Annotated in this window: 19 protein-coding genes and 1 tRNA gene; 12 read left to right on the forward strand and 8 right to left on the reverse strand. The window is 64.3% G+C overall.

The genetic code is table 11. The features are described 5' to 3' along the window. The first annotated feature begins 16 nt into the window (after nt 1–16). From proC to ECTPHS_RS03935, 3 genes are read left to right on the forward strand one after another with little or no spacing between them, the layout of a single operon-like run. A complete protein-coding gene (proC, locus tag ECTPHS_RS03925; protein ID WP_008931388.1) occupies nt 17–844 on the forward strand; it encodes a pyrroline-5-carboxylate reductase in 828 nt (275 codons plus the stop codon). 9 nt (nt 845–853) lie between these two features. Next, the gene (locus tag ECTPHS_RS03930; RefSeq protein ID WP_008931389.1) at nt 854–1,405 is read left to right on the forward strand and encodes a YggT family protein; all 552 of its coding nucleotides are present in this window, start codon (nt 854–856) and stop codon (nt 1,403–1,405) included. Continuing rightward, nucleotides 1,395–1,718 carry a DUF167 family protein gene (locus ECTPHS_RS03935; RefSeq protein ID WP_008931390.1) on the forward strand — a complete coding sequence of 108 codons (324 nt, stop codon included), beginning with the start codon at nt 1,395–1,397 and terminating at the stop codon, nt 1,716–1,718. Before ECTPHS_RS03930 ends, ECTPHS_RS03935 begins: the two co-directional genes overlap by 11 nt. On the opposite strand, the gene ECTPHS_RS03940 is transcribed toward ECTPHS_RS03935, so the two are convergent. Together ECTPHS_RS03940 and yrfG are read right to left on the reverse strand one after the other, a co-directional pair. Then, nucleotides 1,708–2,385 (reverse strand): sulfite exporter TauE/SafE family protein, encoded by a 678-nt coding sequence (locus ECTPHS_RS03940; RefSeq protein ID WP_008931391.1) that lies wholly within the window; start codon nt 2,383–2,385, stop codon nt 1,708–1,710. The genes ECTPHS_RS03935 and ECTPHS_RS03940 overlap by 11 nt on opposite strands. A 6-nt stretch (nt 2,386–2,391) precedes the next feature. Further along, the gene (gene yrfG, locus ECTPHS_RS03945; RefSeq protein WP_040405066.1) at nt 2,392–3,072 is read right to left on the reverse strand and encodes a GMP/IMP nucleotidase; all 681 of its coding nucleotides are present in this window, start codon (nt 3,070–3,072) and stop codon (nt 2,392–2,394) included. A gap of 179 nt (nt 3,073–3,251) precedes the next feature. Here yrfG and nudE point away from each other — a divergent pair, with 179 nt between their 5' ends. Both nudE and cysQ read left to right on the forward strand, forming a co-directional pair. Then, nucleotides 3,252–3,794 (forward strand): ADP compounds hydrolase NudE, encoded by a 543-nt coding sequence (nudE, locus tag ECTPHS_RS03950; protein ID WP_008931393.1) that lies wholly within the window; start codon nt 3,252–3,254, stop codon nt 3,792–3,794. Between the two features lie 3 nt (nt 3,795–3,797). Continuing rightward, the gene (cysQ, locus tag ECTPHS_RS03955) at nt 3,798–4,613 is read left to right on the forward strand and encodes a 3'(2'),5'-bisphosphate nucleotidase CysQ (RefSeq protein ID WP_008931394.1); all 816 of its coding nucleotides are present in this window, start codon (nt 3,798–3,800) and stop codon (nt 4,611–4,613) included. Between the two features lie 11 nt (nt 4,614–4,624). Here the strand turns inward: cysQ and ECTPHS_RS03960 are convergent, their stop codons facing one another. Both ECTPHS_RS03960 and ppsA read right to left on the reverse strand, forming a co-directional pair. Then, nucleotides 4,625–5,440, reverse strand: coding sequence for a pyruvate, water dikinase regulatory protein (locus ECTPHS_RS03960; RefSeq protein ID WP_008931395.1), 816 nt, complete (start codon nt 5,438–5,440; stop codon nt 4,625–4,627). 105 nt (nt 5,441–5,545) lie between these two features. Beyond that, nucleotides 5,546–7,927 (reverse strand): phosphoenolpyruvate synthase, encoded by a 2,382-nt coding sequence (gene ppsA, locus ECTPHS_RS03965; protein WP_008931396.1) that lies wholly within the window; start codon nt 7,925–7,927, stop codon nt 5,546–5,548. A 133-nt stretch (nt 7,928–8,060) separates the two neighbouring features. Here ppsA and ECTPHS_RS03970 point away from each other — a divergent pair, with 133 nt between their 5' ends. The 5 genes from ECTPHS_RS03970 to fnr all read left to right on the forward strand — a co-directional run bounded on the left by ECTPHS_RS03970 (nt 8,061) and on the right by fnr (nt 13,218). Then, nucleotides 8,061–9,023 (forward strand): LysR family transcriptional regulator, encoded by a 963-nt coding sequence (locus ECTPHS_RS03970; protein WP_008931397.1) that lies wholly within the window; start codon nt 8,061–8,063, stop codon nt 9,021–9,023. A 36-nt stretch (nt 9,024–9,059) separates the two neighbouring features. Next, nucleotides 9,060–9,674 (forward strand): RimK/LysX family protein, encoded by a 615-nt coding sequence (locus ECTPHS_RS03975; RefSeq protein WP_008931398.1) that lies wholly within the window; start codon nt 9,060–9,062, stop codon nt 9,672–9,674. 36 nt (nt 9,675–9,710) lie between these two features. Then, nucleotides 9,711–11,240, forward strand: coding sequence for an inactive transglutaminase family protein (locus ECTPHS_RS03980; RefSeq protein WP_040405104.1), 1,530 nt, complete (start codon nt 9,711–9,713; stop codon nt 11,238–11,240). Further along, on the forward strand, nt 11,237–12,220 hold the full coding sequence (locus tag ECTPHS_RS03985; RefSeq protein ID WP_008931400.1) for an alpha-L-glutamate ligase-like protein: 984 nt from the start codon (nt 11,237–11,239) through the stop codon (nt 12,218–12,220). The genes ECTPHS_RS03980 and ECTPHS_RS03985 overlap by 4 nt, the downstream gene beginning before the upstream one ends. Before the next feature lie 230 nt (nt 12,221–12,450). After that, entirely contained in the window at nt 12,451–13,218 is a 768-nt protein-coding gene (gene fnr, locus ECTPHS_RS03990; protein ID WP_008931401.1) for a fumarate/nitrate reduction transcriptional regulator Fnr, read from the forward strand. 9 nt (nt 13,219–13,227) lie between these two features. Here the strand turns inward: fnr and ECTPHS_RS03995 are convergent, their stop codons facing one another. From ECTPHS_RS03995 to ispB, 4 genes are all read right to left on the reverse strand, one after another. Beyond that, complete coding sequence (locus ECTPHS_RS03995; RefSeq protein ID WP_008931402.1) at nt 13,228–13,713, reverse strand: hypothetical protein; 486 nt, start codon at nt 13,711–13,713, stop codon at nt 13,228–13,230. 9 nt (nt 13,714–13,722) lie between these two features. Further along, nucleotides 13,723–14,463, reverse strand: a complete 741-nt coding sequence (gene bamD, locus ECTPHS_RS04000) for an outer membrane protein assembly factor BamD (protein WP_008931403.1) — start codon at nt 14,461–14,463, stop codon at nt 13,723–13,725. Nucleotides 14,464–14,554: 91 nt separating this feature from the next. After that, a tRNA-Pro gene (locus ECTPHS_RS04005) sits at nt 14,555–14,631 on the reverse strand. Nucleotides 14,632–14,714: 83 nt separating this feature from the next. Next, entirely contained in the window at nt 14,715–15,683 is a 969-nt protein-coding gene (gene ispB, locus ECTPHS_RS04010; protein WP_008931404.1) for an octaprenyl diphosphate synthase, read from the reverse strand. A 167-nt stretch (nt 15,684–15,850) separates the two neighbouring features. On the opposite strand from ispB, the gene rplU reads away from it, so the two are divergent. Together rplU and rpmA are read left to right on the forward strand one after the other, a co-directional pair. Then, nucleotides 15,851–16,162, forward strand: a complete 312-nt coding sequence (gene rplU / locus ECTPHS_RS04015; RefSeq protein WP_008931405.1) for a 50S ribosomal protein L21 — start codon at nt 15,851–15,853, stop codon at nt 16,160–16,162. Between the two features lie 17 nt (nt 16,163–16,179). Next, the gene (gene rpmA / locus ECTPHS_RS04020) at nt 16,180–16,437 is read left to right on the forward strand and encodes a 50S ribosomal protein L27 (RefSeq protein ID WP_008931406.1); all 258 of its coding nucleotides are present in this window, start codon (nt 16,180–16,182) and stop codon (nt 16,435–16,437) included. Nucleotides 16,438–16,549: the final 112 nt, after the last annotated feature.

A 16,549-nucleotide genomic window follows, 5' to 3' on the forward strand; every position in this document is an offset into this window, starting at 1 on the left:
GCGGTCCAAGGAAACAATGAACGAAAACATCGCCTTTATCGGGGCCGGCAACATGGCCCGCAGCCTGATCGGCGGACTGGTGGCGGACGGCTGGAACCCCAGTGCCCTGTGGGCCGCCGATCCCAGCGAAGATCAGCGCGCCCTCGTCGGCCGGCACTGGCCGGACATCCACGTCACGGACGTCAATGGGGAGGCCATCGCCCACTGCGAGGTGCTGGTACTGGCGGTCAAGCCCCAGGTCATGGCCGAGGTGGCCCGGGCCATGGCCCCCCAGGTACAGGCCCGCAAGCCACTGGTGGTCTCCATCGCCGCCGGCGTGCGCAGCGAGGATATCGAGCGCTGGCTGGGCGGCGACCTGGCCGTGGTTCGTTGCATGCCCAACACGCCGGCCCTGGTGGGCAGCGGCGCCACCGGACTGGCGGCCAATACCCGGGTGGATGCCCGGCAGCGGGATCTGGCGGAATCCCTGCTGCGCGCCGTGGGCATGACCGTATGGCTGGAGGATGAAGCCCAGTTGGACGCCGTCACCGCCCTCTCCGGCAGCGGCCCGGCCTATTGTTTCCTGTTCATCGAAGCCCTGGAAGACGCCGGTACGGCCCTGGGCCTGCCCCGGGAAACGGCTCGCCTGCTGGCCCTGCAGACCGCCTTCGGCGCCGCCAAACTGGCGCTGGAATCCGATGAGGACGCCGCCACCCTGCGCGCCCGGGTGACCTCCAGGGGCGGCACCACCGAGCGGGCCCTGGCGGTGCTGGAAGCCGGCGAACTGCGCGAACTCATGCAGCGCGCCCTCACCGCAGCCCGGGACCGTTCCCATGAATTGGCCGACCAGCTGGGTCGGGACTGAGGATCATCCATGTCACACGCCTTTCAAAACGCCGCCGTCTTCCTGATCGGCACCCTGTTCAGCCTCTACATCCTGGCCCTGATGCTGCGCACCCTGCTGGCGCTGTCCCGGGCGGATTTCTACAACCCCATCTCCCAGTTCCTGGTGACCATCACCAATCCGCCGCTGCGCATCCTGCGCCGGTTCATCCCGCCCATCGGTCCGGTGGACAGTGCGGCCCTGGCGCTGATCCTGATCCTGAAGATGCTGGAACTATTCATCGTCGGCGTCATCCTCGGCGTGATGATTCATCCCTTCACCCTCTTCATCGCCGGCATCCTGGCCATCCTGCGGCTGGTGATCTGGATCTACATCATCAGCATCATCATCCAGGCGGTGATGAGCTGGTTCCAGGCCGGCGGCATGAGTCAGAACCCGGTGGCCGGCCTGGTCTACAGCCTGAACCGCCCCCTGCTCAACCCCATCCGCAAGGTGATGCCGCAGACGGGCATGGTGGATCTGTCTCCCCTGGTGGCCATCCTCGGCCTGAACGTGCTGCTGATCTTCATCAGTGCACTCTGAAGCGGCGGGCAGCAATCGCTGGTGGCAGTGGCGGCACGACACCCTGGTGCTGCGGCTGAAGCTGCAGCCTCGGGCCTCCCGGGACAAGCTGGGAGAGCCCCTGGGTGACCGGCTCAAGGTCTACGTCACCGCCCCGCCGGTGGAGGGGGCCGCCAACGAGCGGCTCCTGAAACTGATCGCCCGCCACTGCGGCGTGGCCCGGTCCCGGGTCACGCTGGAGGCAGGCGCGACGAGTCGGGAAAAGAGCGTCGCCGTGGATGCCCCCGAACACCTGCCGCCGCCACTGGATGTCTGCCGCCCCGCTACCAGGTAACCAGCAGCATGTAGACCCCGTAACCGGCCACGGCCGCCCCCGCCAGCCCCCGCACCCAGGCCTTTTGCACCACCGTTGCCAGACGGGCCGCAAACACACCCATCAGCAAAAGGTTGGGCAGGGTGCCCACGCCAAAGGCCAGCATCAGGGCCGCCCCCTGGGCGGCACCACCGGCGGCCAGGGACCAGAACAGCACGCTATAGACCAGACCGCAGGGCAACCAGCCCCAGACCAGCCCCAGGCCCAGGGCCTGAGCCGGAGAACGCACCGGCATCACCCGTCGCCCCAGGGGTTCCAGTCGCCGCCACAGCAGGCCGCCGGCCCGCTCCAGGTACACCAGCCCGTGCCACCAACCGGCGAGATACAACCCCAGTGCGATCATGAACAGACCCGCCAGGACCTGCAGCACCTGCTGGATCTGGTTCACGTCGGCAAGGTGAGCGGCAAACCAGCCCACACCACCGGCCAGGGCACCGGCCAGGGTATAGCTTGTCATCCGTCCCAGGTTGTAGGCCAGCAAAAAGGGCGCGGGCCGGGTCCGCTCACCGGGCACTGGACCACGAATCCCCAGGGTGAGCGCGCCGACGATGCCGCCGCACATCCCCATGCAGTGCACCCCCCCCAGCAGGCCGATGACGAAGGCGGCAATCAAAGTCCCCGCTTCCATGCCCCTCTACTCCGGCATCAGGTCGCGAAAATCCCGGATGGCGGCAAACTCACCGGTATCCACCTCCGCAGCCCGGGAATCCGGACGACGCACCGCCCGCAAATGCGCAATCCCGTAGCGCTCCGCGGACCGAAGCACATCCAGATTGTCGTCCACGAACAGGGTGCGGTGGGGATCGAAGGACTCCCGCCCCTGCAGACAATCCCAGAAACGGGGGTCTTCCTTGGGGCGTCCCAGTTCATGGGCGCAGATCACCCGATGAAAATGTCCCTCCAGGGCAGTCAGGGTCAGCTTCAGGTCCAGCCCGCCCCGATGGGCATTGGTCACCAGCACCAGCCACCGCCCCAGGCGTCGCACGGCGGCCAGAAAATCCGGCACATGCTCGTGGACGGCGATCAGATGGGCCATCTCCCGTTTCAGGGCGATGATGTCCATGTCCAGTTCATGACGCCAGTAATCCAGACAGTACCAGTCGAGGGTGCCGCGAACGCCGGCATAGCGCGCCATCAGCTCGGACCGTGCCCGGGCGGGTTCCAGTCCACGAATGTCCCCGTAGCGCCGGGGCAGGTACTCCAGCCAGAAATGATTGTCGAAGTGAAGATCCAGCAGGGTGCCGTCCATGTCCAGGAAAACGCTGTCCACCGACTCCCACGCCAGGGGAGCGGCCGAGGGTGATCTGCTTGTCATCGTGCATTGATGTCCATGGTGTCTGAAAAACCTGACCTTGGGTGATTCCTCCCAAGCCGGACTGAGATAGTACAATCCCCAGGATATCCCGTTCCCGACGGAGGGCGACAGCATGCCGATCCACCCCCGCCAGCCGCGGTCCGCCCGAACCCCGGACCTGCCCAGCCGGTATTGCCGTCATGCCTGAAAAACCCAGCATCCTCACCCGCCGCACCGTGGCCCGCAGCCGCCTCTTCCATGTGGAGGAGATGGAACTGCTGTTCGCCAATGGTGCCCGGCGCTGCTTTGAGCGGCTGGTGGGCTCCGGCCATGGGGCGGTCCTGATCGTGCCCATGCTGGACCCGGACACGGTATTGATGATCCGTGAATACGCCGCTGGCACCCAGCGCTATGAACTGGCCCTGCCCAAGGGACTGGTGGAGCCGGGAGAGGACCTGCTCGATGCCGCCAATCGGGAGATCATGGAAGAAGTGGGCCACGGCGCCCATCAACTCACCCACCTGACGTCCTTCAGCATTGCCCCGGGCTATCTGAGCCACACCACCCACATCATCCTGGCTCAGGATCTCTATCCGGAACGCCGGCCGGGAGATGAGCCCGAGGATATCGAAGTCGTTCCCTGGCGCCTGAGCGATCTGGACAGCCTGGTCGGCCGGGAAGACTGCACCGAAGCCCGCTCCATCGCCGCCTTGTACCTGGTACGCGACCGACTCAAGAGATAAGCCATGTCCCTGGATGATCTGAACCTGGAATACCTGCTCAACAATGCCTGCTGCATCGCCCGGGAAGCGGGGGACCGTATCATGGAGATCTACGGCGAAGGGTTCCAGGTGGAGCACAAATCCGACCGTACCCCCCTGACCGCGGCCGACATGGCCGCCCATCGTCACATCGTCGCCGGCCTGCGGGACCTGAGTCCCTGCCTGCCCATCCTGTCGGAAGAATCGGACCGGATTCCCTTCAGTGAGCGCGCCCGCTGGCAAACCTACTGGCTGGTGGACCCGCTGGACGGCACCCGGGAATTCATCAAGCGCAACGGCGAGTTCACGGTGAACATCGCCCTGATCCACGAGCATGAACCGGTGCTCGGCGTGGTGGCGGTCCCGGCTCTGGATCGGCTTTACAGTGCCGCCCGGGGCCTGGGGGCCCATCGCCATGAACCGGCGGCGGCCGTCGGGGAACGGATCCAGGTCAGCCGGGACCGGCGCACGAAACCGGTCATTGCCGGCAGCCGTTCCCACGGGACCGAACGCATGCAACAGTTCCTGGAGCGGGTGGGCGAGCATGAACTCGTCAGCATGGGCAGTTCACTCAAGTTCTGCCTGGTGGCGGAAGGCAAGGCCGATCTCTATCCCCGGCTGGGCCCCACCAGCGAGTGGGACACGGCCGCAGCCCAATGCGTGGTCTGCGAGGCCGGCGGGGTGGTGACGGATCTGGGACTGAGCCCCCTGCGCTACAACACCCATGACGGGATACTGAACCCGGAATTCCTGGTCATCGCCGATCCGACACGGGACTGGGAAAGATATCTTCCGGACTGAGCGGCCCGCCCTCAGATACGCCGCATCAGCGCCGCCTGCTGCATCAGCTGGGCGGCGATCTCCTCCACGGACATCTGAGTGATGTTCAGGCAGGGAATCCCCTCCCGCTTGAGCATCCGCTCCACCGCCTTGAGCTCCTTGTTGCACTGCTCCACGCTGGCGTACTGACTATTGGGGCGACGCTCGGTGCGAATCTGATGCAACCGCTCCGCATCCACGGTCAACCCGAACAACTTCTTGCGATAGGGTTCCAGGGAGGCCGGCAGCGTGCCCCGGTCGAAATCATCATCCGCCAGGGGGTAATTGGCCGCCCGGATGCCGTAATTGAGTGCCAGGTACATGCAGGTCGGGGTCTTGCCGGTCCGGGAGACGCCCATCACCACCACATCGGCGTTGGGATAGTCCCGGGTGGTCGCGCCGTCATCGTTCTGGATGGCGAAATGCAGGGCATCCATGCGCTCGGCATAGGTCCGCATGTTGCCCATGCCATGGGAACGCCCGGCCACATGCTGGGCGGTCACCCCCAGTACCTCTTCCAGGCGGGGCGTAAAGGCATCGAAGAAATCGAAGATCAAACCCCGACAGTGGGCCAGTTCTTCCCGACGCCGGGCATCCACCAGGGTCGAAAACACCAGGGGCGGCTCGCCGTCACTCTGGGCGGCCCGGTTGATGCGCTGCACCGCCCAGTCCATCTTCTCCTTCGAGTTGATGAAGGGCAGGCTGACGGTGTTGAAGTGAATCTGCTCGAACTGGGTCAGCAGGGTGTGCCCCAGGGTTTCGGCGGTGATGCCGGTCCCATCGGAGACGTAGAAGACGGAGCGGGTCATGGAACGAAACGGGGCCTCTTGATGGGATCATGTCCAAATGGACAAAGACCGGCGACTCCCTCCGGCAATGGGGCCCAAGGGAGACGCCGGAATGATCAGCCGCCCCTAGGCGTCCTGACGACCTTTGGCATCCCCGGCCAGACGCAGCCAGGTTTCCACCACGGTGTCCGGGTTCAGGGAGATGGACTCGATCCCCTGCGCCATCAGCCACTCGGCCAGATCCGGGTAGTCGGACGGTCCCTGACCGCAGATACCCACGTACTTGCCGGCCTTGCGGGCCGCCTGGATGGCCAGGGACAGCAGCTTCTTCACCGCCGGATCCCGCTCGTCGAAGGTGGCCGCCACCAGGCCGGAATCCCGGTCCAGCCCCAGGGTCAGCTGGGTCAGGTCGTTGGAGCCGATGGAGAAACCGTCGAAGAACTGGAGGAACTCGTCGGCCATCACCGCATTGGAGGGGATCTCGCACATCATGTAGATCTTCAGGCCATTTTCACCCCGCTTCAGGCCCATCTCGGCCAGCAGGTTGATCACGCCCTCGGCCTCGGCCAGGGTCCGCACAAAGGGCACCATGACCACCACGTTGGTCAGGCCCATCTCGTCACGCACCCGACGCACGGCACGGCATTCCAGTTCGAAGCAATCGCGGAAATCGTCGGACAGATAACGGGAGGTGCCCCGGTAGCCGATCATGGGGTTCTCTTCGTCCGGCTCGTAGCGCTCGCCCGCCAGCAGGTTGGCGTACTCGTTGGACTTGAAGTCGGACAGGCGCACGATCACCGGCTCGGGATGGAAGGCGGCCCCCAGGGTGGCGATGCCTTCCGCCAGCTTGTCCACGTAGAAGCTGACCGGGTCCGGATAGCCGGCAAAGCGCCGGGCCACTTCATCCTTCAAGTCCGCCGGCAGGGTGTCGAAGTTGAGCAGCGCCTTGGGGTGCACGCCGATCATGCTGTTGATGATGAACTCCAGACGGGCCAGACCCACCCCGGCGTTGGGGATGTTGCGGAAGTGGAAGGCGCGACCGGGGTTGCCCACGTTCATCATCACCTTCACCGGCACCTCGGGCATGGAGTCGGTACGGGTACGCAGCACCTCGAACTCCAGCTCACCCTTGTAGATGCGGCCTTCGTCGCCTTCGGCACAGCACACGGTCACGGCATCGCCTTCCTTGAGGCGGGCCGAACCATCGCCGCAGCCCACCACTGCCGGGATGCCCAGTTCACGGGCGATGATGGCGGCATGGCAGGTGCGGCCACCGCGGTCGGTGACGATGGCGGCGGCCCGCTTCATCACCGGCTCCCAGTCGGGGTCGGTCATGTCGGTCACCAGCACGTCGCCGGGCTGCACCCGGTCCATCTCGTCCAGGTTCATCACCACGCGCACCTTGCCGGCGCCGATCTTCTGGCCGATGGCACGGCCGCGCACCAGCACTTCGGTACGGGGGGAGCGGATGCGATAGCGCTCGATCACCTGACCGTCGGCCCGGCTCTCCACGGTCTCGGGACGGGCCTGCACGATGTAGAGCTGGCCATCCACACCGTCCAGGGCCCACTCGATGTCCATGGGACGGCCGTAGTGCTGCTCGATGATCATGGCCTGACGGCCCAGTTCTTCCAGCTGGACGTCGGTGATACAAAAACGCAGGCGGTCATCTTCGCTGACCTGCACGGTGCGGGTGGACTGACCGTTCTCGCCGAAAATCATCTTGATGGCCTTGCTGCCCAGGTGGCGGCGCAGCACGGCGGGGCGGCCAGCGTCCAGGGCCGGCTTGTAGAGATGGAATTCATCGGGGTTGACGGAGCCCTGCACCACGGTCTCGCCCAGGCCCCAGGAGGCGGTGACGAAGACCACGTCACGGAAACCGGACTCGGTGTCCAGGGTGAACATCACGCCGCTGGCGCCGATGTCCGAACGGACCATGCGCTGGATGCCGGCGGACAGGGCCACCTCGGCGTGATCAAAGCCTTGGTGAACCCGATAGGAAATGGCGCGGTCGTTGTAAAGGGAGGCAAACACCTCATGGATGGCCTTGAGGACGCCGTCCAGGCCGCTGACGTTGAGGAAGGTTTCCTGCTGCCCCGCAAAGGAGGCATCCGGCAGATCTTCCGCGGTGGCGGAGGAACGCACGGCGACGGTGAACTCGCCCTCGGTCTCGGCCACCATCTTGTTCCAGGCCTCGGTGATGGCCTCGTTCAAGGCCGGCGGGAACGGGGTTTCCACCACCCAGCCGCGGATCCGGGCACCGGCTTCCCGCAGGGCGCTGATGTTGTCCACGTCCAGATCGGCCAGCAGGCCGTTGATGCGATCCGCCAGGCCCTCATGCTGGAGAAACTCGCGGAAGGCGTGGGCGGTGGTGGCAAAACCACCCGGGACGCGAACCCCGGCTTCGGACAGGCCATGAATCATTTCGCCCAGCGAGGCATTCTTGCCGCCCACGCGGGGGACATCGTTCATTCCCAGGTCCTGAAACCAGATAACGTACTTATCCATACTCCTGCCCTATGCATACGTGAAACGGTAATTGTAGCCGGGACCATGGCCTCAAGACGAGTATTCAGCGAAGCTATCAGCCCCAAAAAGACACTTTTGACCTTTAATACCAACAATCGACCGGGGAAGATTCATGGGGTCCGTCCCGAATCTCTATTACAAGCAGAATCGCCTCAAACAGCTCAGGGCCTTCTGCCGTGCCGCCCGCCTGGGCAGCATTTCCATGGCGGCGGAGTCCCTCTTTCTAAGTCAGCCCGCCGTCTCCCTGCAGATCCAGGCCCTGGAACGGGAGTTCGAGACCGTGCTGTTCGAGCGGCGAGGCCCCCAGATCCGGCTGACCCCCGAGGGCGAAACCCTCTACAAGCTGGCCGACCCCCTGGTGGAAGGCATCGACAGGCTGCATGAAACCTTCGCTGCCAGCTTTGGCCGCCTGGAGTCGGGAGAGCTGAATGTGGCGGCCGGGGAATCCACCATCCTCTACGTGCTGCCGGAACCCCTGCGCCGTTTCGCAGAGGTCTATCCGCACATCCGCATCAAGCTGCATAATGTGACGGGTCGTGACGGTCTGGCCATGCTGCACCGGGACGAGGTGGACTTCGCCGTGGGCTCCATGCTGGAGGTTCCGGAGGACATCACCTACCAGCCCATCGTGACTTACCACCCCAGGCTCATCACCCCGAAGAACCATCCTCTGGCATCCCTGGGTGAGCGGATCGAGCTGGAGGACATCAGCCCCTATGGACTCATCCTGCCGCCCCGCCATCTATCCACCTGGCGTATCGTGGACCTGGTGTTCCGGCAGCACAACGTGGACTACCACGTCTCCCTGGAGGCCGGCGGCTGGGAGGTGATCAAGAAGTATGTGGAACTGGGTCTGGGCATTTCCATCGTCACCGATGTCTGCCTGACGGGCAAGGAACAGCTGGCGGCCATACCGCTGGACCGCTTCTTCCCGGCCCGCAGCTATGGGGTCGTGCAGCGGATCGGTCGGCACCTGTCCCCCCAGGCCAAGCGCTTCATCACCATGATGGAAGCCGCCTATGCCGGCCCGAAAATGGGGTCCTCGTCACCGTCCGGGCGGGGGGAGAGCGTTTAAAATTGTGAACCATTACCGAAATTACCGGAGGCATTCATGCATTACCCCCTGCTCCCCGCACTTGCCGCCCTGCTCCTGTTCCTGATACCGGTACAGGCCCCGGCCGACGCAGAGCAGGTTCACCCGACACAACAGCAGATCATGGGCTGGGTGGAGCGGGTGGAGATTTTCCCCGAGGGTATCCAGCTCAAGGCCAAGATGGACACCGGCGCCACCACGTCCTCGCTCAACGCCCTCAACAAGAAGATCTTCGAACGGGACGGTCAGGAGTGGATCGCCTTCGACATCATCGACCCGGAAAACGAGCAAAACACCGTTCGCATCGAGCGGGAGATCAGCCGCTACGTGCGCATCATCCGCCACGACGGCAATCATCAGCGCCGTCCCGTGGTCCGCATCGGCCTGTGCATGGGCGAAGTCTACCGCGAGGCGGAGATGAGCCTGATCGATCGCACCCAGCTCACCTACCAGGCCCTGGTGGGCCGCAACCACATGCGGGGAGTCATCCTGGTGGATTCCTCCCGTACCCGCACCCAGCCGCCGGCCTGCGTGCCACCAGACTTGCCGACCACGGACGAACCATCTGACGAACACACCCCAGACATGGATATGGACATCGAGCAGGATGAAGAAGACCCTGAAGACCGCTGATCACAACACCACTGATCACAACAAGGACCGCCCATGTTGAAGCGTTTCCACCTCCCCCTGGTGATATTGGTGCTCTGCAGCGCCAGCCTGGGCATGTTTTTCCACAAGGTCTACAACCTCGGCTTCCCCCTGCTTCCGGCGCAGACCGCCGATAACTGGATCGTGGAGGCGCGCGTGAGCTTCGAGCCCACCGGCGGGGCCGTGACCGCCCGGGTCTTCATCCCCAACGAGCCCAAGCGTTTCGCCCTGCTGGACGAGAACTTCATCTCCCGGGGCTACGGCCTCACCACGGATCTCTCCGGCGAGAACCGGGAAGCCATCTGGACCACCCGCCAGCCCAGCGGTCGCCAAACCCTGTACTATCGCACCACGGTGTCCCAGCTGGAACGGGAGCGCCGGATGGAAGCGCCCTACCCCGGCCCGGTCAGCATGCCCAATCTGGAAGAACCCTATCGCTCCGCCGCCGACGCCGTGGTACAGAGGGTGAGGGAACGCTCCGCCGACATCACCAGCTTTGCCACGGTGCTGATCCGGGACATGAACAACACCCCGGACGAGAACATGGCCCTGTTCGTCTCTCGCACCGATACGGATCGGGACAAGGTCCGGACCGCCATCCAGCTGCTGGCCGGCGCCCGCATTCCCGCCCGCATGGTGCACGGCATTCCCCTCACCGACCGGACCCGCGACCTCCAGCCCCAGGTCTGGCTGGAAGTCCACAATACCCGGCAGTGGGTGGCCATCAACCCCAATACCGGTGCCGTGGGTTACCCCCCCAACTTCCTGGTCTGGTGGTACGGGGATCAGGATCCGGTCCGCCTGCAGCGGGCCCGCAACCCCCAGATCAGCTTCGCGGTGACGCAGAACTTCCAGGATGCCGTGGACGTGGCTCAGCAACGGGCCCAGATGATGGACTCACGGGTGGTGGACTTCTCCCTGTTCGGCCTGCCGATCCAGACCCAGAACATGTACCGGGTGCTGCTGCTGGTGCCCGTCGGGGCCATGCTCATCGTCCTGCTGCGCAACATCGTCGGCGTCCAGACCTTCGGCACCTTCATGCCCATCCTCATCGCCCTCTCCTTCCGGGAAACGCAGCTGCTGGGAGGGGTGATCCTGTTCACCCTCATCGTCTCCCTGGGACTGGCCATCCGCTTCTACCTGGAACGGCTCAAGCTGCTTCTGGTACCACGCCTGGCGGCGGTGGTGATCGTGGTCATCATGCTCATGCTCGCCCTCAGCATCCTCAGCCATAACCTGGGCATCGAGCACGGCCTGTCCATCGCTCTGTTCCCCATGGTCATCCTGGCCATGACCATCGAGCGCATGTCACTGGTGTGGGAAGAACACGGCCCCTCGGATGCCATCCGGCAGGGCATCGGCAGCCTGGCGGTGGCGGTGGCAGGCTACCTGCTGATGATCAACCCCTACATCGATCATCTGTTCTTCGTCTTCCCCGAACTGCTGCTGATCGTGCTGGCCGTGACCCTGCTGCTGGGCCGCTACACCGGCTACCGGCTCTCGGAACTGCTGCGCTTCCGGGCCCTGTCCGGCAGGGGTAACCCATGAAGTGGTTCATCAGCCCGAAGGAACTGCGACGGCGTGGGGTCGTCGGCATGAACCAGCGCAACGCCTGGTTCATTGCTGAACTCAATCCCCGCCGCAACTACCCCCTGGTGGACGACAAGCTCCTCACCAAGAAGCTGGCACTGGACGCGGGCATCGCGGTGCCCGAACTCTACGGCGTGATCGAGACCAACCACGACATCCGCAATCTGGCCAGGATCGTGGGCAAACATGACGACTTCGTCATCAAGCCGGCCCATGGCTCCGGCGGCAACGGCATCATGGTGATCGTTGGCCGCATGCGGGGGCATTTCCGCAAGGCCAGCGGCCAGATCGTGGATCAGGCCAGCATGGCTCACCATGTCTCCAACATCCTCAGCGGCATGCACAGTCTGGGGGGGCAGCCGGACAAGGCGATGATCGAGTATCGGGTGCACTTCCACCCCATGTTCGAGGAAGTCAGCTTCCAGGGCGTGCCCGACATCCGCACCGTGGTCTACAAGGGCTACCCGGTGATGGCCATGGTACGACTGCCCACCCGGGACTCGGACGGCAAGGCCAATTTGCACCAGGGCGCCGTGGGAGCCGGTATCGACATGGGTAGCGGGCGCACTGAACATGGGGTCTGGCACAACCAGATCATCGACCTGCACCCGGACACCGGCGCCCCCATCGGCGGACTGGAAATTCCGGACTGGGATCGCCTGTTGGAGCTGGCCGCCGGATGCTTCGAACTGACGGGTCTGGGCTATCTGGGCGTGGACCTGGTGCTGGATCGGGATCGCGGCCCGCTGATGCTGGAACTCAACGCCCGCCCCGGCCTGGCGGTCCAGCTGGCCAACGGCATCGGCCTGGGCCACCGCATTGCCATGATCGATGCCGCCATCGGCAGGGACGGTAAGCCGACCGCCTCGCCGGCGGAGCGGGCGGCCTTTGCCCAGGCCCGCTTCAGCGCCGAAGCCGCCCGACACTTCACCCCCTGAGTCGGCCTAAAATTCACCGTGGCCCAAGACCGAAGCCGCCGGGCAGGCTATCATGTGCCCACCCCGCCATCTGCGTGCCATCGGCGATCGCGGGCAGGGTCCGGTCTGGCGAGGCACGTGTGCGACGTCAGGAAGGCTTGTACCTGATAGCAACGCTCAAGTATGTTTAGGTCGTGTCCACCTGGCGGGGACCCTCCCTGCCGTTTCCGCGGCCGTTCTAAGGTGAATCCATGTCCTCGACCAACGTGATGAACATCAAGGAACTCAAGCAGGCGTGCAAGGCCTGCAGCCTGCGCGACCTGTGCCTGCCCCTGGGTGTCTCCGTGGAAGATCTGTCCATGCTGGAAGGCATCATCAGTCGCAAGCGCCCGGTGCAGCGGCGAGACGTGATCTATCAGGCCGGAGATCCACTGACCTGCCTCTATGCGGTGCGAACCGGCTCGGTCAAGACCTTCGTGCTGACCAACGACGGCGAAGAGCAGGTCACCGGCTTCCACCTGCCCGGGGAACTGCTGGGCCTGGATGCCATCAATGACGGGGTTCATCCCTGCACGGCCCTGGCACTGGAGACGGCCAGTGTCTGCGAGATTCCCTTCGACCGACTGGAAGAACTGGCCGGGCGCACCCCCGGTCTGCAGCATCAGCTGCTGCGCATCATGAGCCGGGAAATCCAGACCGACGAACACCTGATGACCCTGCTGGGACACCGCACCTCCGATGCCCGGCTGGCGGCCTTCCTGCTGAACCTGTCACGGCGCTTCGGCATGCGGGGCTTCTCCCGCCATGAATTCAACCTCACCATGTCCCGCTGCGAGATCGGCAACTACCTGGGCCTGGCGGTGGAAACCGTGAGTCGCATGCTCAGCCGGTTCCAGGAGCAGGGGCTGATCCAGGTACAGCGCAAGTTCATCACCATCCTCGATGCCGACGGCCTGCGGGAGATCGCCGGCATCCATGGCCATGATGCCCGTCACCAGGAACAGGCGTCAGGTCACTGAACCGATGGCTCAGTCCAGGCTGGAAGCCAGCACCTGCCAGGCGATGTTGCCGAAGGCCACTTCATACTCCAGCAACATGCGCCCCCGGATGTGGCCGTCCTCAAAGGCGGCCAGCACCCAGCGGTCACTGAGCACATGGATTTCCTCCGGCACGAAGTGTATGCTCCCCCCGAGCACGCCCCCGTGACCGATCAGCTCGGGCTGGGCGGCCAGATCCGCCACCAGCTGCACCCGGGGATCATTCAGACCCAGGCGTTGCAACCGCCTGACCTCGCCTTGCGTCAGCCCCACGGGCGCGGATTCAAGCACCTGCCCGGCGGTCAGGGAGGCCAGACGCATCTGCAGCGCCAGCACCTCCTGATTGGCGGCCGACACATCCCGTTCCAGGCCGAAGCCCCGGTAGATGTGGATCATGGCAACGATGAGCAGGAACAGCATGAAGCCGAACCAGACCAGACGTTCGGCATGGGGCAGGAAGCGAGAGGACGTTGTCATGGAATTTCCCTATGGAGTCAACGAGTCGGGAAAGCGGATCTCCAGCTGACGCCTGGCGCGGCCGGCCGCATCGGATTGACCCAGGGCTTCATGGGCCTCCACCATCACGGCCAGGGCACCGGCCAGGGCCTGCGTACCACCGAAATGCTCGCGCACATACTCCGCCCGCGCCAGGGCCTGGCGGGGATTTCCCTGGGCCAGCTGTGATCGGGCCTGGCGGGTCTCCGCTGCCGCCATGCCCTCGCGCAGGGCCATCAGATAGGCGGCCACTTCGTCACGGTAACGGGAATCAGGGAAACGCTGCACCAGCTCCCGGAACAGGATGAAGGACTCCCGCGCCAACGCAATGTCCTGTCGGGGTTCCGGCGGCATCCCACCCTCCGCGTGCAGCGCCTTCCAGCTGCCGTAACGGGCCATGGCCCGCAGATAGAACCCGTAATCCAGATCCGGGTGGGCGGGGAACGCCTGAATGAAACGATGGCTTTGTTCGTAGGCCGGATCCGGCATATCGGATACCAGGCACAGGAACGCGGTCTCCAGACGGGCATCCGCCGGTGGCGGCTCGGCATCTACCCATGCCGCCAGGGCATCGGCCGCCGCCATGCAATCCAGGTCCATCAGCGCCTGACTCAGGGCCGCCCGGGGCTGGGGTGAGGGGTCAAGGGGAACCGTGGCGCAGCCCGTCAGCCATAGGGTCGCCAACACCAGGGAAGACAGCACGTGTCGGTGAAGGGAGAATGCCGGATGCATGGAAGGAAACAGGGATCGTGGAACACGATGCCACATTAACATGCATATGCAAAAAAGCCCCGACACTTTCGTGTCGGGGCTTTTTCGATACTGGTCGGAGTGAAAGGATTCGAACCTTCGACCCCCGCCTCCCGAAGACGGTGCTCTACCAGGCTGAGCTACACTCCGTAAACTGACTCTCGGGCCGTTGGCCCCGGGAAGCTGCGTATTCTGCTACGAGATGCGTAAAAAGTCCAACATCTCATTCAATGCTAGAACACCCGCCCCACGGAAAAATGGGCCAGGGCCGCCATGGCATCCCGGTGGGGACTGGGGGGCAGCACCGACAAGCTCTCCACCGCCCGCTGGGCCTCGGCCTCGGCCACCTGGCGGGTGTAGTCGATGGAGCCAGTGGACTGGATGACTTTCAGCACCCGGTCCGCATGCTCCCGCCCGCCCTGCTCGATGGCCTCGCGGATCACCGCGGCATCCTCGGCATTGCCCACTCGCATGGCATGGATCAGGGGCAGGGTGGGCTTGCCCTCAGCCAGGTCGTCCCCCATGTTCTTGCCCATCTCCTCACTGCTGCTGCTGTAATCCATCACGTCATCGATGAGCTGGAAGGCGGTACCCAGATGCATGCCGTAGGCCGCCAGGGACGCTTCCGCCGGATCCGGCAGTTCCGCCAGCACCGGCCCCAGACGACTGGCGGCATCGAACAGCTTGGCCGTCTTGGACTGGATCACGTGCATGTAGCGTTCTTCCGTGGTGTCCGCGTCGTGGCAGTTGATGAGCTGCATCACCTCTCCCTCGGCGATGGTGCTGGTGGTGTGGGAGAGAATCTGCATGGCGCGCATGTTGCCGATGGCCACCAGACGCTCGAAGGAACGGGAATAGAGATAATCCCCCACCAGGACGCTGGCCTCATTGCCGAACAGGGCGTTGGCCGTCTCGCGTCCCCGGCGCAGTTCCGAGGCGTCCACCACGTCGTCATGGAGCAGCGTGGCGGTGTGAATGAACTCGATCACCGCCGCCAACTCGATGTGATGTCGGCCCTGGTAGCCACAGACACCGGCGGAAAGCAGCACCATCATGGGCCGCAGCCGCTTGCCGCCGCCACTGATGATGTAGTGGCCCAGTTGGTTGATGAGCACCACCGGAGAGGACAGCAGCTCCAGGATGCAGGCATCCACCGCCTTCATGTCATCGGCGATCAGGTCGCGAATCTGGTTGAGGTCCATGGGGGGTAATCGTTCGCTCGGGCAGGAAACCTCGGGCATGCTAGGAAGCGAGCTGTTCAGTGTCAAGGCGTGTCCTGAGGTTTTGGTGTTTTCAGTATTTGACCACTGCTTGCGGTCAAGGTAAACTTCCGCGTCTTTGGATTCGACCCTTTCTGGAGATCAACAAGATGTACGCGGTTATCGCTACCGGTGGCAAGCAGTACCGGGTTGCCCAAGGTGACGTGATCCGGGTCGAGAAGCTCGACGCGGAATCCGGCGCCTCAGTGGAATTCGACAACGTCCTGCTGGTCGGCAGCGGCGAAGACGTCAAGGTTGGCGCACCCTTCGTGGAAGGCGGCAAGGTGACCGCGTCCGTCAAGTCCCATGGACGTGCCGACAAGGTGGAAATCATCAAGTTCCGTCGTCGCAAGCACTCCCGCAAGCAGATGGGACATCGCCAGCATTTCACCGAGGTGGAGATCACTTCCATCTCCGGTTGATGAAGAGGTAACTTGAAATGGCACACAAGAAGGCAGGCGGCAGTACTCGTAACGGTCGCGACTCAGAAAGCAAACGCCTTGGCGTCAAGCGCTTCGGCGGTCAGATCGTGCTCGCGGGCAACATCCTGGTCCGTCAGCGCGGCACCCAGTTCCACCCCGGCGTGAACGTGGGCTGCGGCAAGGATCACACCCTGTTCGCCAAGGCGGACGGCAAGGTGGTGTTCGAGACCAAGGGCCCCAAGAGCCGCAAGTTCGTGAGCGTGGTACCGGCCTGACCGGTCACCCGCAGGGTCGAGACATACCCTCGAAAAGCCCCGGTTTCCGGGGCTTTTTTCGTACCGGACCCCGACCTGACGGCCTGACAGGGCCGGCCGATGGGACTATCAT

The organism is Ectothiorhodospira sp. PHS-1, from assembly GCF_000225005.1.
In the GTDB taxonomy this organism is placed as follows: Bacteria; Pseudomonadota; Gammaproteobacteria; order Ectothiorhodospirales; family Ectothiorhodospiraceae; genus Ectothiorhodospira.